The following is a 15,251-nucleotide window of genomic DNA, read 5'->3' as shown; positions in this document are numbered from 1 at the left end:
TATGTTTAATAAAAAAATACATTTTTTTACTCTTTATAATAAGTCAGATTAATATGAAAAATAGTTTATTTGTTACAAAACGAAATGGACAAAAAGAGAAAATAAATTTAGATAAAATTCACAAAGTATTAAATTGGGCAGCAGAAGGACTAGATGATGTATCTGTTTCTCAAGTTGAATTATGCTCACGGATTCAATTTTATAATAATATTACTACTATTAACATTCATGAAACTATTATTAAAGCTGCAGCTGATTTAATTTCACAAGAAACACCAGATTATCAATATATGGCTGCAAGATTAGCTATTTTTCATCTTAGAAAAAAAGCTTATGGAAAATTTAAACCACCTGCACTCTATGATCATGTAAAAAAAATGGTTATTTTAGGAAAATATGATGAAAATTTATTAAAAAATTATTCTTTTGAAGAATACTTGCAAATGGATGGTTTTATTAATCATTGGAGGGATATGAATTTTTCATATGCAGCTGTAAAACAATTAGAAGGAAAATATTTAATACAAAATCGCATTAGTGGAAAAATATATGAAAGTGCACAATTTTTATATGTTCTAATATCTGCATGCTTATTTTCTCAATATTCGAAATCTATTCGAATGAGTTATGTTAAGCGTTTTTATGATGCTATATCTACTTTTAAGATTTCATTACCAACACCAATTATGTCTGGAGTACGAACCCCTACTCGTCAGTTTAGTTCTTGTGTTCTAATTGAATGTGCTGATAATTTAAACTCTATTAATGCAACTACTAGCTCTATTGTTAAATACGTATCTCAACGTGCTGGAATCGGCATCAATGCCGGACAAATTCGCGCATTAGGTAGTCCTATTAGAAACGGTGAAGCATTTCATACTGGTTGTATACCTTTTTATAAACACTTTCAAAGTGCCGTAAAATCCTGTTCTCAAGGGGGGGTTAGAGGTGGAGCTGCAACTGTTTTTTACCCAATATGGCATTTTGAGATTGAAAGTTTATTAGTTTTAAAAAATAATAGAGGAGTTGAAGAAAATAGAGTACGTCATATCGACTATGCAGTTCAAATTAACAAATTAATGTATCAAAGAATGTTATCAGGAGAAAAAATAACATTATTTAGTCCTTCAGATGTCCCTCAATTATATGAAGTGTTTTTTTCAGATCAAAAAAAATTTGAAGAAATATATATTAAATATGAAAAAAATAAAAACATAAGAAAAAAAAGAATTAAGGCACTAGATCTTTTTTCATTAATGATGCAAGAGAGAACTTCTACTGGACGTATTTATATACAAAATGTAGATCATTGTAATTCACATAGTTCATTTAATCCTAAGTTATCTCCAATAAGACAATCTAATTTATGTTTAGAAATTACATTACCAACTAAAGCTCTAAATGATATTTTTGATAAAAATGGAGAAATTGCACTCTGTACATTATCCGCTTTTAATTTGGGTGCTATTAATAACCTTGATGAACTTAAAGAATTAGCTATATTATCTGTACGTGCCCTTGACGAAATATTAGAATATCAAAATTATCCAATATTAGCTGCTGAAAAATCAGCTATCTCTAGACGTTCTTTAGGAATTGGTGTAATTAATTTTGCATATTATTTAGCTAAAAACAAAGTACGTTATTCAGATGGAAGTGCTAAGAACTTAACACATAGAACTTTTGAAGCAATTCAATATTATTTATTATATGCATCGTGTGAATTAGCACAAGAAAAAGGAGCATGCTCTTTATTTCATCATACTAATTACTATTTAGGAAAATTACCTATAGATACATATAAAAAAGATATTGATAAAATATGTAATGAACCACTCCATTTAAACTGGAATTTATTACGGAAAAAAATTAAAAAATATGGATTGAGAAATTCAACATTATCTGCTTTAATGCCTTCGGAAACATCTTCTCAAATATCAAATGCAACCAATGGTATCGAACCACCAAGAGGTTTTATTAGTATCAAAGTTTCAAAAGATGGAATCTTGCGTCAAGTAGTCCCCGACTATAAAAAATTAAAGTCACAATATGAATTGCTTTGGGATATACCAAACAATAAAGGATATCTAGAATTAGCTGGTATCATGCAAAAGTTTATTGATCAATCTATTTCAGTAAATACTCATTATGATCCTAAAAGATTTTTACAAAATAAAATTCCGATGAAACAACTTTTATATGATCTTCTTCTATCTTATAAACTTGGTTTGAAAACATTATATTATCAAAATACTCGAGATGGTTCTGAAGATCATCAAAATCTTACATCTGAAGTAATAGAAGAAAACATTTGTGAAAGTGGTTCATGTATTATATAAAATATATATATATCTTTTACAGAATATATACTAAAATATTACATTAATTATTAGGTATAATATTATGTCTTATACAATATTTTCTAAAAAAAAAAATAATCAGCTTAAAGAACCTATGTTTTTTGGACAATCTGTAAATATTGCTCGATATGATCAACAAAAATATAGTATATTTGAACAATTAATTGAAAAACAATTATCATTTTTTTGGAGACCTGAAGAAGTAGATCTTTCTAGAGATCGAATAGATTTTCAAAATCTACCGGATCATGAAAAACATATCTTTATTAGCAACTTAAAATATCAAACACTACTTGATTCGATTCAAGGAAGAAGTCCCAATATAGCCTTTTTGCCTATTATCTCTATTCCTGAACTAGAAACTTGGATTGAAACATGGTCTTTTTCAGAAACTATTCATTCACGTTCTTATACTCATATAATCAGAAATATTGTTAATTCCCCATCACTAATATTTGATGATATTATTTCAAATAAACATATTAATGCTCGAGCTCAAAATATTTCAATATACTATGATGAATTAATAAAAATGACTAGTTATTGGCATTTGCTAGGAGAAGGGGTTCATGTAGTCAATGGAAATAAAATTAACATTAATTTAAATTTATTAAAAAAAAGATTGTATTTATGTTTAATAAGTGTAAATGTTTTAGAAGCAATTAGATTTTATGTAAGTTTTGCTTGCTCATTTGCATTTGCAGAAAGAGAACTAATGGAAGGTAACGCAAAAATTATTAGACTAATAGCACGCGATGAATCTTTACATTTAACAGGCACTCAACACATTTTAAATCTTTTAAGTAATATAAACAACAATGAAAATATGGAAGATATAGTTCGGGAATGTAAAAAAGAAGCGATAAATATATTTATATTAGCTGCAGAACAAGAAAAAAAGTGGGCAGAATATTTATTCCAAAATGGTTCAATGCTGGGATTAAATAAAGATATTATTTGTCAATATATAGAATATATAACTAATACTCGTATGCATGCAATAGGTTTTACAATGCCATTCAAAAAACAGTCTAATCCTATTCCTTGGATTAATAACTGGTTAACTTCTGATAATATACAAACTGCACCTCAAGAAACAGAAATCAGCTCTTATTTAGTTGGACAAATTGATTCAGAAGTATCTGATCACGAATTTAAAAAATTTAAACTGTAAAATGAGCATTTCTATTATTAGAGTAATCAACATCAAAAAAAATATTATTTATCAAGAACAATGTTCACTATTACTTATATTGAAACTAAATAATATTAATATAGAATACCAATGTCAATCTGGATACTGTGGTATATGTCGTATCGAACTAATTCAAGGAAAAATATTCTATCCAGAAAAAAAACCCATGGCTGCTGTGTGTAAAAAAGGAGAAATTTTCCCGTGCTGTTGTCATCCGAATGGAAATATTACAATAAAAATTTAAGAAAAAATATTTTTTTATGAAATAAATATATTTTTTATATAGATTGAATAGATGTTAGTGCAATAGTATAAATTATATCTTCTACTGAAGCACCTCGAGATAAATCATTTACTGGTCTTTTTAATCCTTGCAACATAGGACCAATAGAAACTATATTATTAGAAGAGCGTTGAACAGCTTTATAAGCAATATTACCAGAATTCAAATCTGGAAAAATGAATATACTAGCAGATCCTAAAATTGGTGAGTTAGGAGATTTTAATTTACACACTATTTCCGAAACTGCTGCATCGTATTGAATGGGACCATCAATAATTAAATCAGGTCTTCTTTTTTTTACAATGGTAGTAGCACTTCTTACTTTTTCTACTTGACATCCAACACCGGAATAACCAGTTGAATAAGATAACATAGCAATACGTGGTTCTATTCCAAAAGTTTTTGCTGAATCTGCAGATTGAATTGCAATTTCTGCTAATTCTTCTGCAGTAGGATTAATATTAATAGCACAATCACCGTAAATTAAAACTGTATTAGGTAAAAGCATAAAAAAAATAGATGAAACTAACAAACTATGAGAATTAGTTTTAATAATTTGCAAAGCTGGACGTATAGTATCAGAAGTAGTATTGACTGATCCAGAAACTAATCCATCAACTTTTCCTGATTCTAATATTAAAGTAGCTAAAACAATATTATCTTCTAATTGTTTTCGAGCAGATAATTCGTTCATACCTTTTGTTTTTCGAATCTCTAGAAGACGAGAAATATAATTTTTTCTTATTAAAATAGGATTTATTATTTCAATATTTTCGCTTAATTTAATACCTGAATTATGTGCAATTTTATAAATTTTTACTGGATCTCCCAATAATACACATTGAGCAATATTATCAGCATGACATATAGAAGCAGCTTCTAATATTCTATTTTCATATGATTCCGGCAATATAATACGCTTATTTTTTTTTCTTGATAATAATTTTAAATGATAACAAAATTCTCTTGGAGAATATTTTATACTATGACTACAATCTTTCTTTATAACCTTCATAGAAGAAAAACAAAAAAAACTAGAAATATATTTCTGAACTTTATTAATATACCGTTTATCTTTCACATTAATATTAAAGTTAAAAGTTTGCAGTTTTGATAAGATCTCTATTGTATCTTTTTCTGTAAAAAAAACAGAAATGCACTTTGTTAAAAATACACGACATAAAAGAATAAAATTGCTTCTTAATTTTAACACTCCAGTAAATATAATACCTTTAATTTTATTCATTCTAATATTTGAATTGAATGTTTCTACAAAAATATCTATACGACTAAAAGACACTATTATTAAACTATTAAAATAATTTTTATTCAACATATCCAAATAACTTTCATCAAATATAAAAATTTTTTCTATAAAATGAGATTTTTTTTCTATTAAATCAAGACATTTAATATTTAAAAAATTATAAAGATCAACTGTGTTTGTTTTAGTAATTTTTTTACTCCAAGGAATACAGGCTATAATTGAAAAAAAATTATTTTTAAATATTTCTTTTCGAATAATGACTTTTTTTGTATTTTTTTGTATCTTTTTTAAAAGATCTAGCTTTTTTGTAAAATTATATTTTTTGTCTATAAAAGGAGAATCAATTTGATTAAAAATTACTCCTAAAACGTTTTTATATTGTTTATTTTCTAAAAATAATTTTATTTTTTCTTCTTTTTTTTTAAAAAATTCCAAAGAACTATTTTTTAAATTTGCTATAAATATTACTTCTGCACTTAAATTTTGAGAAATATCATAATTGATTTGTTCAAAATTAATACTATCCTGATTGTTTATGCCTTCAATTAGAATTAAATCATGTATAATCTTTTTATTATTACATTCTTCAATCACTTTATTTAATAAAGAAAAATATTCATGAGACTTAAAAAAAACTTTAGAAAAATCTATGTTATCTAATACATGAATTACTTTTGAAAAATATTTTTTAATAATCAACTCTGTATCATCTAAAAAATTTTTTATACAAGAAAAATATAGTATAGATTGAGGAAATTTATTTTTAAATTTATTTTGATTAAAAAAATAAATCGTACTTAAACTAATAGCAGTTAAACCAACATCTTTATCTAAAGGAATCAACATTATAATACGTGACATAATTACCTTATTATGATGATATATCAATGTAATGTACTAAAATAACTATTTTCTAATAATATTTATTGTTTCTTTGGCTATCGCTAATTCTTCATCTGTTGCAATAACAAATACTGGACGAGAAGTACATGTACTAATCAATCCAGATCGACCACCTATAGTTGAAAAATTCAATTCGATATTAATTTTAAAATTTAATAAAGACAATCGATCAAGAGTTAATTCTCTAATTAAAGGTACATTTTCACCAATACCTCCTGTAAAAATCAAAGCATCTAGACGATTTTCCATCAATGTTGTATAAGCTGCAATATATTTAGATAGTCGATGGCAAAAAATATCTACAGATCTTTTAGCATTATTTTTAAAATTATAATTTTTTTCAAAATAACGAAAATCACTGCTAATTCCACTTAAACCTAATAATCCAGATTTTTTTGTTAAAATCATTTGAATTTCGTCAATGCTCATATTGAGTTGTTTATTCATAAAAAAAATAATGGAAGGATCTATATCTCCACTTCTTGTGCCCATTACGAGTCCTTCTAAAGGAGTCAATCCCATAGAAGTATCTACACATATTCCTTTGCAGATTGCAGAAATAGATGCTCCATTTCCTAAATGACATGTTATTATATTTAAAGAGCTAAATTTTTTATTCAAAATAACAGAAATCTTATGTGCTACATATTGATGACTAGTACCATGAGCACCGTAACGTCTAATACCATGTTTTGTATAAAAATTATATGGTATTGCATATAAAAAAGAAGTTTCAGGCATCTTTTGATAAAAAGATGTATCAAAAACTGCTACATTTTTTTTAGATAAACTAGTATAGTTTTCTATAAGTATTTTAATCCCAATTAAATTTACTGGATTATGTAACGGGGCAAAAGAAACCGCATCTTGAATATTTTTAATAACATTTTTATCAATTAACATAGATTTTTTTATTTTTATTCCACCATGAACTACTCTATGTCCTATTCCTATTACATTTTTTAAAATATCTTGTTGTTCCGATAATACTTGATCTATAATAAAGTTTAAAGCGTTTTCATGGCCTATATGCGAACCTATTTTCTTTTTATACTTTATTCCTAAACACTCCCATTTAATATATGTTTCTGATAAAAATAAACATTCTACTAAGCCCGATAAATATTTTTTTTCATTATCAGGATTTAATATCGCAAATTTTATAGAAGAACTACCACAATTTAATACAAGAATCAAATTATTCAATTTTTTATCCATTTTTTATAGTCAATAATATCTTATAAAATTAATTATACAAAATACATTCAGCATCTAATATATATGAAAAATTTATAATTTAAAAAAAATCAGGAAAATATATGAGCACGCAAAAAAAAATTATTAAGTTATTGGGGGTAAGACCAGTAATTATACCAGAAGTAGAAATTAAAAATTGTATTGATTTTTTAAAAACGTATTTGCTAAATCATCTCCATTTAAAAACTTTAATAGTTGCGATTAGTGGAGGACAAGACTCCACATTAACTGGAAAATTATGTCAAATAACTGCAGAAAAAATAAGAAATGAAACAAAGGAAAAAAATTACAAATTTATTGCATTACGACTACCATATGGAGTGCAATATGATGAAGAAGATTGTCAAGATGTTATTGATTTTATACGTCCAGATCAAGTTTTTAATATTAATATCAAACCGGCAATTTTAAAAAGCGAAGAATCTTTAAAAAAATCAGGTATTACTATTTCGGATTATATTAGAGGTAACGAAAAAGCCAGAGAAAGAATGAAAGTACAATATAGTGTTGCTGCTGTAAAAAACGGTCTTGTAGTTGGAACAGGAAATGCAGCGGAAAATATAACTGGATTTTTTACAAAATATGGAGATAACGGAACAGATATTAATCCCATTTCTAAACTGAACAAAAAACAGGGTCGATTATTATTACAAAAATTAAATTGTCCTAAACATCTATATCTAAAAAAACCCATGGCAGATCTAGAGGACGAAAAACCACAACAAGAAGACGAATCTATTTTAGGCGTAACATACAATATAATTGATGCTTATTTAGAAGGAGAAAAAATAGATATTAAAAGTCAAAAAATTATTGAACAATTATATTTAAAAACATTACATAAACGAAATCTACCAGTTACACAATAAAACAATATATTTTAATGTAAAATAATTTTTTTTTGTTCAATAGAATGAATTTGAACTTTAATAATTTCACTAATTGGATCTTCAGGACAATGTTCTACAAAATAAATTAAATCTGTTAGAGCAACATGATTACATTCTAATTGCGCATATATTAGTCCTCTATCACGAATTTCGTACGGATCATTAGGATCAATATGCAGTATAACATTAGTGACATTTAATGCTAATTCCATTTTCTTTTCTTCCATTAATGCAGATTTTAAAGTATCTAACATTTTTCGAATTACAGTAATAGGTTCAGCTGTATATAAATCATTTTCGTACAATTCTGCTGTTGGACTGATATTGCCTTTTATCCAGACTTCTAATGTATGTCGATCTAGTATATCTCCATTAAAGGGATTAATAAGCCATTTTTTTTTATTAATCCAATCTGCTCTTAAAATAAGTTGAGTAGGAAATACTACTGGATTTAATGGCAATTTTAATTCTTGAGCAATATGAAGAATAATAATTCCTAAAGATGCTGCAGTACCTTGATGTGTTTTTAATACATTATCAATCCATAGTGCATCTGAAAGATTATAAATACCGCTTGCACCACCAAAATTCCAATGCGTATAAAATAATTTTAATAATTTTTCTAGCTTTTTCTTTGGTTCATGTTCAGATGCAATATAAGATTTAGCTTCTTTTGTTCTATTTTGTAATTCAGATAGAACAAGATTTGTAGGAAAATCTTTTCGAATCGCTTGAAAAGCAATAATAATAGATTCAAAAAGTGATAATTTAGAAAAATCAATATTAGAAAGAGATTTCATGTTATTAGTAATAGCAATATTTTTAAATAGTTAAAAATTTAAATTATATGAGTGGTTATATGATTAATATTTTTTATATTAATATATAAATTTTTTAATTATTTTTAATATAATATTTTTTATGTTTACTAGAAATCATTAAAATATTATAAATTTTATATATATATTATATTTTTTTTCCAACTGTCACACGATCGTTACCTCCATAGTCTTGATAAGATTCTATTTCAAAAAAATTATATTTCTTAAATAAAGATTGTACTTGTGATTTTTGCTTCCATCCGTGCTCGATTAATAACCATCCCCCTATAAATAAATAGTGATTTGATTGTTTTATGATATTTTCAATATCTGATAATCCATTATTATTTGAAATTAAAGCATCCCATGGCTCAAAAAAAATATCTTTTTTTAAAAAATCCAATTCTTTTTTACTAATATAAGGTGGATTACTGACAATAATATTAAATTTTTGATTAATATGTGAAAACCAGTTACTAAAAAAGAAAGAAACGTTTTTTAAATTTAACTTAATTGCATTAATATTGGCTATATTAAGAGCTTTTTCTGATTTATCAATGCCAATAATATTCCAATCAGAACAAGTGCTAGCTAAAGCTAGAGAAATAGCTCCACATCCAGTACCTAAATCGAGGATAGAAGTCGATTTACTATGAATTTTAGATAATACACATTCTACTAGAATTTCTGTATCAGGCCTTGGAATAAGAGTATCATATGAGACACGTAAAGACAAAGACCAAAATTCTTTTTCTTCTATTATATAAGCTATAGGTTCCCCTAAAGATCTACGATAAATTAAATCATTTAAATGTTCATTTTGTTCATGACTTAATTCAATATTATCAGATGTTATAATAAAACTACGATCGCATCGTGATACATAACTTAGCAACAACTCAGCTTCATATTGAGGATTATCTACATTTGATAATTTTTTGATAGATCTTTTTATCCACTGTTGAATATTCATAGTTCTGATTTAGATAAAGAAGAAAGCATATCTGCTTGATATTCTTGAGTAATAGGATCAATAAGTAAGTCTAATTTTCCTTCTAATACTTCATCTAATTTATATATAGTAAGATTAATCCTATGATCTGTAATTCTATTTTGGGGAAAATTATACGTTCTAATTCTATCTGATCGTTGACCACTACCTAATAAAATTCTTCTCATAGAAGAATTTTCTTGATGATTTTTTTCTAATTTAGCCGCATAAACACGTGCTGATAAAATAGATAAAGCTTTAGCTTTATTTTTATGCTGTGATCTTTCATCTTGACATTCTACTACATTTCCAGTGGGAATATGAGTAATACGAATAGCAGAATCGGTAGTATTCACGTGCTGTCCACCAGCACCAGAAGAACGAAAAGTATCAATTTTTAAATCAGATAAATTAATTTCTTCTTTTTCAGTTTCAGGGGTAACTGGCATAACAGCAACAGTACAAGTAGATGTATGAATTCTTCCTTGTGATTCTGTTTCCGGAACTCGTTGCACACGATGTCCACCAGATTCAAATTTTAAACGACCACAAGCACCTCTTCCCGTAATTTTTGAAATTATTTCTTTAAAACCTCCTTTTTCGCTTTCGCTAGTATTCATTACTTCCATTTTCCACAAATGAGATTCAGCATACCGCGTATACATTCTAAATAATTCACCAGCAAAAATTGAAGATTCATCTCCACCTGTTGCAGCTCTGATTTCAATAAAGCAACTATGTTTATCATTAGGATCTTCAGGTAATAATAATTGATGAATTTTTTTTTCTAATTTTTGCTTTTTTTTGTTAAAAAGATGTAATTCCTCTTCTACCATATCTCGCATTTCTATGTCATGCAATAAAGAATTAATATTTTTAATATCAATTTCTAATTGTTCCCATTCTATAAAAAATTTAATAATTTTAGAAAGTTTTAAATATTCTTGAGATAATTTTTTTAAATTGTCTTGATTTGATAGAATATCTTTCTGAGTAAGCATAATTTCTATTTCTTGATAGCGATTTCGTAAAGATTTTAATTTATTTAAGATGGAATTATTCATAAAATCCTTCTACTGATCAGTATTTTTTAAAGACATTTTTCTAGTATAGAATATTGCATTATCAATATAATGAAAAAAATTAAAATATATTTTAAATTATTTAAAAAAATCATGAATTTATAACATCTAACTACAATGATTATATCATTTTAAGTGTTTTCATTGTAATTTTAATAAACACTAATATAAAAATATTTAAATTAAAATAGAAAAAATAAAAATGATTTATACATGGCCATCTCCTGCAAAAATTAATCTATTTCTATATGTTACTGGTATTCGTCCAGATAAATATCACGAGATACAGACTTTATTCCAATTTCTTAATTATGGTGATACATTAAAAATAATTCCCAATAAAACAGGTAAGATTCAATTATTTACCAAAAAAAAGATTCTTATTAATGAAAATAATAGTATTATTTCTTCCGCTGAACTATTAAAAGAAAAAGCACTATCTTATGGTAAGATATCTACATTTCATTACGGAGCAAAGATATTTTTGAATAAAAAAATACCAATAGGAAGTGGATTGGGAGGAGGTTCTTCTAATGCTGCAACTACTTTAGTTGTTTTAAACAAGTTATGGAATACACAATTTACGTTACAAGAACTGGCTTCATTTAGTCTTAAAATAGGAACAGATATACCTGGTTTTATTCTTGGAAAAACAGCTGTTATTGAAGGAATAGGAAATATACTACATCCCATAAAAAGACATAAAAAATGGTATTTAGTTGTATATCCTAATATACAAATATCTACAGAAAATATGTTTTCAAGCCCTTTTTTAATGAGTAATACTTCCAAAAAATCTCTTAAAAAACTTTTAATGTTACCTTTTACTAACGATTTTGAAAAAATAGCAAAAAAAAAGTTTATTGAAATAAAACAATTGATTTTAATGCTTTCTTCACATGCACCATCACGGATGACTGGTACAGGATCTTGTGTTTTTTCTGAATTTAATGATAAACGTTCTGCACAAAAAATATTTTCTTTACTACCCAAAAATATGCAAGGATTTATAGCAAAAAGTGTTAATATTTCACCATTACATAAAACTCTTTATAAAAGACAACATCTATTTCTTAATTAAAAAACAAGTATATTTATGTCAATTTATTTAAATATTTTAAAAAAATTTATAATAAAGAAATATTATGCTTACATACAGAAAAAATACTCTTAATTTAAAATATAAATAAAAAAAGGTTTTTATATGCCTGATATGAAACTTTTTGCTGGAAATTCTGTTCCAAAATTAGCAAAATTTATTGCCAATAGATTGTATATTAATTTAGGAAATGCAGCTGTAGGTCGATTTAGTGATGGTGAAATTAGTGTTCAAATTAATGAAAATGTAAGAGGTGGTGATATTTTTATCATTCAGTCCACTTGTTATCCCACTAATGATAATATAATGGAACTAGTTGTCATGGTTGATGCTTTAAGAAGAGCTTCTGCAGGTAGGATTACTGCAGTAATACCATATTTTGGATATGCTCGTCAAGACCGTCGAGTTAGATCAGCACGTGTTCCTATAACGGCGAAAGTTGTAGCTGATTTTTTGTCAAGCATTGGAGTAGATCGTGTATTAACAGTAGATCTTCATGCAGAACAGATTCAGGGTTTTTTTGATGTACCTGTTGATAATGTTTTTGGAAGTTTAATTCTGTTAGAAGACATGTTGCAAAGAGAACTAAAAAATCCAATTGTAGTTTCCCCTGATATTGGAGGAGTAGTAAGAGCAAGAGCTATTGCCAAACTTCTTTATGATACTGATATGGCTATTATTGACAAAAGAAGACCACGTGCTAATGTATCTCAAATTATGCATATTATTGGAGATGTAGCAAATCGTGATTGTATTTTAGTTGATGATATGATAGATACAGGAGGTACTCTTTGTAAGGCTGCAGAAGCTCTTAAAGAAAGAGGTGCTAAAAGAGTTTTTGCATACGCAACACATCCTATTTTTTCTGGAGATGCTGCAATTAATTTAAAAAACTCCGTAATTGACGAAGTAGTTGTATGTGATACCATTCCACTATCAGAAAAAATTGAACTTTTACCTAATGTACGTACATTGACTTTAGCTGGTATGTTATCAGAAGCTATAAGAAGAATTAGCAATGAAGAATCTATTTCTGCCATGTTTGAACATTAAATATTTTTTATTGTAGTTTTCAATCCGTAATTCTAAGCACACTATAATTGTTTATGAAAATATCAATAATGTGCTTAGTTTTTTTAAAAATCATCAAAAATCAATAAAAAATATTTAATTGTTTTAAAAAAAATAGAAATTAATATTGAATGACTTATATAAAAATTATAATTATTCTTGCTTATAAGACTAAAAACGAAAAGAAACAACAAGACTAATATTACACTACGAAAGATTCCAAATAAACCTCCTAATATAATATTATAATAAGAAAGTTTAATTTTTTTAATAATTTTTTCTAAAGAAAAATGCAATATTTTTTTTATAATAAAAAAAAAATGATCATAACTAATATAAGTATATTATTTTTTAAAAAAAAATTTGGCATAGCATCTACATAAAAAGAACTAAAATAATAATATTCATTAAAAAAATAAAAATTAAAAAACCAAAAACAAGTTGAAACTAATTCTTGATAAAAACCACGTAATAAACCTAATAAAACTGAAGTAATAATAGTAAATATTATAATATAATCTATTAGAAACATAAATTTACCAGAATTATATTTTTTTACATGCTTATCATTTTTTTTGTATATTAGAAATAAGAAATTCTGAAACAGTAAAAAAAGAACCAAAAATCAAAATGGCATCCTCTTTTTTTGCTGACATAAATGCTTTTTCATAAGCTTTTTCAATATTATCTAATAAAGATGTATTAGATGCTGGAAAAGCGTTTTTCAATTGATCTTTACTAGCAGTTCGAGATGTTTGTAAAGGCGCAACATACCAATAATAGATTTTATCTTTTAAAGGATAAATTATTCCCTCAATATCTTTATCTTTTAGTACACCCACCACTGCATATATTTTTCCTCGTATATCTATTTCGTTTATTTTTTTAGACAAATACAAAGATGAATCGAGATTATGTGCTACATCAACAATAACGTAAGGATGAATAGAAAATATTTGAAATCTACCTGGTAATTGCACACTAGCAATAGATTTTCTTATAATATTTTCATTGATTTTAAATTTTGTATAATATAAAGAAGCCAATGCAATAGCTGCATTAGATAATGGTATGTAAGTTATAGGTAAATTATATAATTGAAGATCTGAATGAAAAAAATTCCAATAATTTTCTTTTCTTTGCCACGACCAATCTACATTAATTTTTTTTAATATCGTTTTTTTTTCTCTAGCCACCTGGTTTATAGAGTCTGGAAGATCTATATCTCCGATTACGGCAATTCTATTTTTTCTAAAAATACCAGATTTTTCACGTGCAATACTTAGACGATCTTTTCCTAATATAGAAGTATGATCTAAACCTATATTAGTTATTATAGATAAATTAGAATTTACAATATTAGTAGCATCTAATCTTCCCCCCAAACCGACTTCTAGTATTATTACATCTAATGAATATTTTTTAAACAAGATCAATGCTGAAAGTGTAATAAATTCAAAATAAGTTAGAAAAATTGAATCTCTTGCTAATTCTACATTCTGAAAAGCAAAAATATGTTCATTTTCATCAAGTACATGACCATTAATTCGAACTCTTTCGACATAATTAATAAGATGAGGAGAAGTATACAATCCTACTTTATAACCTGAATTTAATAATAATCTTTCTAACATTGCACAAGTTGTACCTTTACCATTAGTTCCTCCGACAGTAAAAATAAAAGCTTCCAAATTTAATAAATCTAATTTTTTTGCAATAAATTTTAGTTCATTCAAATTGAGTATAATTTTTTTATCTAAATTTTCTAAATATTTAAGCCACATAGAAAAAGAATAATTTGTATTAATCATATCTCTTTTATAATTTTTAATAGAATGTAATATGCAAAATTACAATTAATAGATTGTTATAGTCTAAAATAAAAAAATATAAAAATTATATATATTTTACTATGTTAATTTTCAAGAATTTTTTAATAATTACATTCAATGTTTTTTACAGCATTAAACGCTATTAATGATATATAAAAAAAGAAAGTATAAATATTTTTAAAAAAGTAATATTTTAAGCA

At 25.8% G+C, this 15,251-nt stretch carries 14 protein-coding genes; 6 read left to right on the top strand and 8 right to left on the bottom strand.

All coding sequences use genetic code 11. The features are described from left to right. Positions 1–53 precede the first annotated feature (53 nt). The 3 genes from nrdA to yfaE all read left to right on the top strand — a co-directional run bounded on the left by nrdA (position 54) and on the right by yfaE (position 3,799). Entirely contained in the window at positions 54–2,339 is a 2,286-nt protein-coding gene (gene nrdA, locus D9V68_RS00905) for a class 1a ribonucleoside-diphosphate reductase subunit alpha (protein WP_158357448.1), read from the top strand. A 64-nt stretch (positions 2,340–2,403) separates the two neighbouring features. Further along, positions 2,404–3,534: a class Ia ribonucleoside-diphosphate reductase subunit beta gene (nrdB, locus tag D9V68_RS00900; protein ID WP_158357446.1), complete on the top strand. Its 1,131-nt coding sequence runs from the start codon at positions 2,404–2,406 to the stop codon at positions 3,532–3,534. Position 3,535: 1 nt separating this feature from the next. Beyond that, a complete protein-coding gene (yfaE, locus tag D9V68_RS00895) occupies positions 3,536–3,799 on the top strand; it encodes a class I ribonucleotide reductase maintenance protein YfaE (RefSeq protein ID WP_158357444.1) in 264 nt (87 codons plus the stop codon). Between the two features lie 34 nt (positions 3,800–3,833). Here yfaE and pta read toward each other — a convergent pair whose 3' ends face one another. Further along, complete coding sequence (pta, locus tag D9V68_RS00890; protein ID WP_158357442.1) at positions 3,834–5,966, bottom strand: phosphate acetyltransferase; 2,133 nt, start codon at positions 5,964–5,966, stop codon at positions 3,834–3,836. A 45-nt stretch (positions 5,967–6,011) separates the two neighbouring features. After that, positions 6,012–7,226: an acetate kinase gene (locus D9V68_RS00885; protein ID WP_158357440.1), complete on the bottom strand. Its 1,215-nt coding sequence runs from the start codon at positions 7,224–7,226 to the stop codon at positions 6,012–6,014. 101 nt (positions 7,227–7,327) lie between these two features. Here D9V68_RS00885 and nadE point away from each other — a divergent pair, with 101 nt between their 5' ends. Then, positions 7,328–8,134 (top strand): ammonia-dependent NAD(+) synthetase, encoded by an 807-nt coding sequence (nadE, locus tag D9V68_RS00880; protein ID WP_158357438.1) that lies wholly within the window; start codon positions 7,328–7,330, stop codon positions 8,132–8,134. A gap of 11 nt (positions 8,135–8,145) precedes the next feature. Here nadE and sirB1 read toward each other — a convergent pair whose 3' ends face one another. From sirB1 to prfA, 3 genes are all read right to left on the bottom strand, one after another. Continuing rightward, positions 8,146–8,955 carry an invasion regulator SirB1 gene (sirB1, locus tag D9V68_RS00875; protein ID WP_158357436.1) on the bottom strand — a complete coding sequence of 270 codons (810 nt, stop codon included), beginning with the start codon at positions 8,953–8,955 and terminating at the stop codon, positions 8,146–8,148. Between the two features lie 166 nt (positions 8,956–9,121). Next, positions 9,122–9,949 carry a peptide chain release factor N(5)-glutamine methyltransferase gene (gene prmC / locus D9V68_RS00870; protein ID WP_158357434.1) on the bottom strand — a complete coding sequence of 276 codons (828 nt, stop codon included), beginning with the start codon at positions 9,947–9,949 and terminating at the stop codon, positions 9,122–9,124. Then, positions 9,946–11,031: a peptide chain release factor 1 gene (gene prfA / locus D9V68_RS00865; RefSeq protein WP_158357432.1), complete on the bottom strand. Its 1,086-nt coding sequence runs from the start codon at positions 11,029–11,031 to the stop codon at positions 9,946–9,948. The genes prmC and prfA overlap by 4 nt, the downstream gene beginning before the upstream one ends. Before the next feature lie 220 nt (positions 11,032–11,251). Here prfA and ispE point away from each other — a divergent pair, with 220 nt between their 5' ends. Continuing rightward, positions 11,252–12,130, top strand: coding sequence for a 4-(cytidine 5'-diphospho)-2-C-methyl-D-erythritol kinase (gene ispE, locus D9V68_RS00860; protein WP_158357430.1), 879 nt, complete (start codon positions 11,252–11,254; stop codon positions 12,128–12,130). A 123-nt stretch (positions 12,131–12,253) separates the two neighbouring features. After that, the gene (locus D9V68_RS00855; RefSeq protein WP_158357428.1) at positions 12,254–13,201 is read left to right on the top strand and encodes a ribose-phosphate pyrophosphokinase; all 948 of its coding nucleotides are present in this window, start codon (positions 12,254–12,256) and stop codon (positions 13,199–13,201) included. A gap of 83 nt (positions 13,202–13,284) precedes the next feature. Here the strand turns inward: D9V68_RS00855 and D9V68_RS00850 are convergent, their stop codons facing one another. From D9V68_RS00850 to folC, 3 genes are read right to left on the bottom strand one after another with little or no spacing between them, the layout of a single operon-like run. After that, positions 13,285–13,515 carry a CvpA family protein gene (locus D9V68_RS00850; protein WP_261979590.1) on the bottom strand — a complete coding sequence of 77 codons (231 nt, stop codon included), beginning with the start codon at positions 13,513–13,515 and terminating at the stop codon, positions 13,285–13,287. An 8-nt stretch (positions 13,516–13,523) separates the two neighbouring features. Continuing rightward, positions 13,524–13,751, bottom strand: coding sequence for a hypothetical protein (locus D9V68_RS00845; protein ID WP_158357426.1), 228 nt, complete (start codon positions 13,749–13,751; stop codon positions 13,524–13,526). A 34-nt stretch (positions 13,752–13,785) separates the two neighbouring features. Further along, on the bottom strand, positions 13,786–15,030 hold the full coding sequence (folC, locus tag D9V68_RS00840; protein ID WP_158357424.1) for a bifunctional tetrahydrofolate synthase/dihydrofolate synthase: 1,245 nt from the start codon (positions 15,028–15,030) through the stop codon (positions 13,786–13,788). Between the last annotated feature and the right edge of the window lie 221 nt (positions 15,031–15,251).

The organism is Buchnera aphidicola (Hyperomyzus lactucae) (assembly GCF_005081705.1).
Classification (GTDB): Bacteria; Pseudomonadota; Gammaproteobacteria; order Enterobacterales; family Enterobacteriaceae; genus Buchnera; species Buchnera aphidicola_Y.
Note: the sequence above shows the minus strand (reverse complement) of the source record. Positions and strands in the feature narration are given on the sequence as shown.

Excerpts from the sequence above, each read along its gene's own strand:
- D9V68_RS00855 (WP_158357428.1), top strand. The coding sequence starts at position 12,254 with ATGCCTGATATGAAACTTTTTGCTGGAAATTCTGTTCCAAAATTAGCA.
- nrdB (WP_158357446.1), top strand. The coding sequence starts at position 2,404 with ATGTCTTATACAATATTTTCTAAAAAAAAAAATAATCAGCTTAAAGAA.
- nadE (WP_158357438.1), top strand. The coding sequence starts at position 7,328 with ATGAGCACGCAAAAAAAAATTATTAAGTTATTGGGGGTAAGACCAGTA.
- folC (WP_158357424.1), bottom strand. The coding sequence starts at position 15,030 with ATGATTAATACAAATTATTCTTTTTCTATGTGGCTTAAATATTTAGAA.
- yfaE (WP_158357444.1), top strand. The coding sequence starts at position 3,536 with ATGAGCATTTCTATTATTAGAGTAATCAACATCAAAAAAAATATTATT.
- sirB1 (WP_158357436.1), bottom strand. The coding sequence starts at position 8,955 with ATGAAATCTCTTTCTAATATTGATTTTTCTAAATTATCACTTTTTGAA.
- pta (WP_158357442.1), bottom strand. The coding sequence starts at position 5,966 with ATGTCACGTATTATAATGTTGATTCCTTTAGATAAAGATGTTGGTTTA.
- D9V68_RS00845 (WP_158357426.1), bottom strand. The coding sequence starts at position 13,751 with ATGTTTCTAATAGATTATATTATAATATTTACTATTATTACTTCAGTT.
- nrdA (WP_158357448.1), top strand. The coding sequence starts at position 54 with ATGAAAAATAGTTTATTTGTTACAAAACGAAATGGACAAAAAGAGAAA.
- prmC (WP_158357434.1), bottom strand. The coding sequence starts at position 9,949 with ATGAATATTCAACAGTGGATAAAAAGATCTATCAAAAAATTATCAAAT.
- ispE (WP_158357430.1), top strand. The coding sequence starts at position 11,252 with ATGATTTATACATGGCCATCTCCTGCAAAAATTAATCTATTTCTATAT.
- prfA (WP_158357432.1), bottom strand. The coding sequence starts at position 11,031 with ATGAATAATTCCATCTTAAATAAATTAAAATCTTTACGAAATCGCTAT.
- D9V68_RS00885 (WP_158357440.1), bottom strand. The coding sequence starts at position 7,226 with ATGGATAAAAAATTGAATAATTTGATTCTTGTATTAAATTGTGGTAGT.